At 45.9% G+C, this 3023-nt stretch carries 2 protein-coding genes and 1 pseudogene; all 3 read right to left on the reverse strand.

Features of this window, described 5'->3' with window-relative positions; genetic code table 11:
• Positions 1-52: 52 nt before the first annotated feature.
• A pseudogene (locus AAC006_RS21075) lies at positions 53-2113 on the reverse strand (DEAD/DEAH box helicase family protein); the annotation flags it as partial.
• Positions 2114-2138: 25 nt separating this feature from the next.
• The gene (locus tag AAC006_RS21080; protein ID WP_000354815.1) at positions 2139-2510 is read right to left on the reverse strand and encodes a transcriptional regulator; all 372 of its coding nucleotides are present in this window, start codon (positions 2508-2510) and stop codon (positions 2139-2141) included.
• A 31-nt stretch (positions 2511-2541) separates the two neighbouring features.
• Positions 2542-2844 carry a type II toxin-antitoxin system HigB family toxin gene (locus AAC006_RS21085; RefSeq protein WP_339892492.1) on the reverse strand — a complete coding sequence of 101 codons (303 nt, stop codon included), beginning with the start codon at positions 2842-2844 and terminating at the stop codon, positions 2542-2544.
• Positions 2845-3023: the final 179 nt, after the last annotated feature.

The raw sequence follows: 3023 nt of genomic DNA on the forward strand, positions 1-3023 counted from the left end.
TGCAAATCGGTCACGATCACCGGAATGACCGGTCACGTTCGCCGGAATACGCAGCGTTCTTGCGTTCCGCAGCTTTCATGGCGCCTTTAAGTACGACAGTGCTTATACCCATCTCGGTAAGTCGTGAGTGTATGTACTCTGCGTGCTCTCTACGCTCTGTAAGGACTAACGGATGTCCGCCATTTTGAACACACTGAGAGGCGTCTGAGACGATTTTTGACGTGCGCTGTTGGTTATCGACGAGCCAGCGGTAGGCATCGCTTATTTTTGGGCGCTCATCTGTTTTTATTAGCGCAGCTGGCGGTATATCGTAGAGCTGATGAATCATCACGGTTTGAGTAAATTGCTCATCAGGGCTTTGTTTCACTTTGTAGCGAATTGGCCCTGCCGCCATAAAAATGATCTTTTGATGGCCATCTTGTCGCTCTGGTGTTGCTGTTAGGCCCAATACATATTTTGCTCTTACCTCGTTGAGTACCATTTCAAACCTTGGCGCAGACAGATGGTGGCATTCATCAACAATAATGTGGCCGTAGTCTTGAATGAGAGGCGTGATGGAGTTGTCTTTTTTATTAACCAAGCTTTGGTAGGTGGCAATGTCGATAATGCCACTCGGCTTTCTTTTACCCCCGCCTATACTGCCAATGATTACTTCGGGTAGGAACGTGCGTAATCGCTCTTGCCATTGTTCGAGCAGTTGCCGGCTATGAACCAGTATTAGGGTATTTACTTTGCGTTTTACGATCATACCAATGGCTGTAACCGTTTTTCCAAATGCGGTCGGCGCATGCAAAATACCGAAGTCATGTTTGGTTATTGCGGCCACTGCGTCTCGCTGGTTTTTTCGCAAAGTGAACTCGGGGGTAAGTTTTAATAATGGTTTGCCGGTTTCACGCTTATCGTCAAACAGTGGCGAAATACTGTGCTCTTGTAGCAAAGCAATCGCGTCATCGAGACAGCCTCGCGGTAGTGCTAGATAACCGTTTTCAATACGAGCACAGGAAATAAACCTCGGAATGCCATGGGTTGAAAAGCGCAAAGCTTGTGTTTTAAAAAACACAGGATTAGAAAAACTAGCTAATCGCTTTAGTCCTGCCAGTAGTGGTCCAGGTAACTCGCTCATCAAAAAGTAGATATGGTTGGCCAAGGTAATAGTCACGTTTTTCGGCAAAGACTCTAATTTTATTGGTGCGGCTTTGGCTGTGATTTCCCAAGGTGGGCGGTTATCTGTTAGCCCTTGTTCGGACAGTAATAGGGTATCGGGTGTAATGGTTGTTATGAGTTGATCAATACTCGATTGCGTGAGCGTTTTAAGATCTGCAAGATACCGCCATTGATCGTCAATCGCATTCAGGTCACTGTCAACAAAGCAACTACGGCCTGAAAGGCGAGCCTCCTTTTGAAGTGGTAACGCAATGAGATTGCCAAACCCGCCCTCAGGAAGGACATCTTGGTTAGGAAAGAGCCTGTCATAGGAGTCAAACGATAGGTTTGGAAATATTTCCATGGCTTTATCAAGCAAAGCGAAACCAAGTGCCCGAGCTTGGTTAGCTGGGATGTTGGTTTCGAAGAAGATCCATAAGTGCGCCCCGTTGCCAGAACGCGAGATTTCTATCGCGTGGGGAATATCAAACGCTTGGCACGCTTTAGACATTGCTTTGACTTCTTCTTGCCAACAGCCTTTGTCAAAATCGGCGGCTAACAAATAGCACGAATTATCTCTCAGTAAGGGATACAGCCCCACCACTTGTTGACCGGCAAGGTGCCTATAAATAATGTGCTCGCTTAACTTGCTAAACTTTCGGTGTGAACAGTCTTGGCATTTAATTCGGGGTTTGTTGCATACCCCGTTTACCCATTCATTATCACAGGCTACGGAATAGCCACTGCGGCCCTGTTGGTTTTGCCAACGATTGGCGAAGATATCCTCTCGCCCACGAAATCGTTGTCTGAATAGGGCGACTTTTTGTTCTGGCGTGAATACCTGTACCGAACGCTCGTTTTGAGCGCTACGTAGAGCCTCTCTTAATGCGAGAAGCTGTTGCTTTTCGTTTTCAAGCTCAGCTAGCCTGTTATCAATAGCCGAAATGTTTGGGTAGTGAGCGTCATTCATGACAACATAATTTTTATGCGCAGCGCTATGAAGCGCGAACTTGCGGCGGCTTGATCAGCGACTCTGCTGGAATACCTAGCCCTTCATGAAGTTTCCAAATCATTTTTAGCGTGAGTGATCGCTTATGGTTTAGGATTTCATAAACACGATTGCTTTTACCTATCATGGGTTCAAGATCTTTAACCGTTAAGCCTTTGCGCTCCATCTCAAACTTTATTGCCTCAACAGGGTCTGGCAAATCCATTGGAAAATGCTTTGCTTCGTAGGCCTCGACTAACGTAACCAAAATGTCCAGCTTTTCGCCTTCGACGGTATCAGGCTCCGCCATCATTAGGTTTTCGATGTCGTTTAATGCCGCGCGGTAGTCGGCATCTGTTTTAATAGGTCTGATGTCCATTATATTTACCTCTTGTTACTACCTTTTGGCTTTAAATCGTTTGCACATCAATTTTATCGTATTGTGCATGGCTGCCGATAAACCGTATGTAAACCACCTTGTAGGCATAATTGATCCAAACGACTAACCGGTATTTATTACCGGCAATGTTAAACACGACACGCCCATCTTTGAGGATGCTGGCATTTCTAAAGCCCTGTTTCACATCCGCCGGTGATCCCCAATCAGCGTTTAATGCATGCCTATACCACGCTAAAGTTGGCTCTTTCGCGTCAATGTATTCTGGGCTGTCTTCCCAAAATTTTTTTAAGGTTGATAGTGCGATAATTCTCATAAACAGATGATAGTCCCGTATTGGGACTTTTGCAAGTTTGGCATTTTTGATGCTGTTAGGATTTCTTACCGCATCCCCAATTGCCCCATTCCTTAGGGCAGTGTAATTTCCTCTTATTCACCCTCTAAGGAAGGTCTGAAATACCGGCCATATGGGCGGCGATTATGACCTCGGCTCAC

The organism is uncultured Alteromonas sp., from assembly GCF_963976965.1.
In the GTDB taxonomy this organism is placed as follows: domain Bacteria; phylum Pseudomonadota; class Gammaproteobacteria; order Enterobacterales; family Alteromonadaceae; genus Alteromonas; species Alteromonas naphthalenivorans.

What these genes read in the sequence shown, in the direction of transcription:
- AAC006_RS21080 (WP_000354815.1), bottom strand. Translation starts at nt 2,510, where the DNA reads ATGGACATCAGACCTATTAAAACAGATGCCGACTACCGCGCGGCATTA.
- AAC006_RS21085 (WP_339892492.1), bottom strand. Translation starts at nt 2,844, where the DNA reads ATGAGAATTATCGCACTATCAACCTTAAAAAAATTTTGGGAAGACAGC.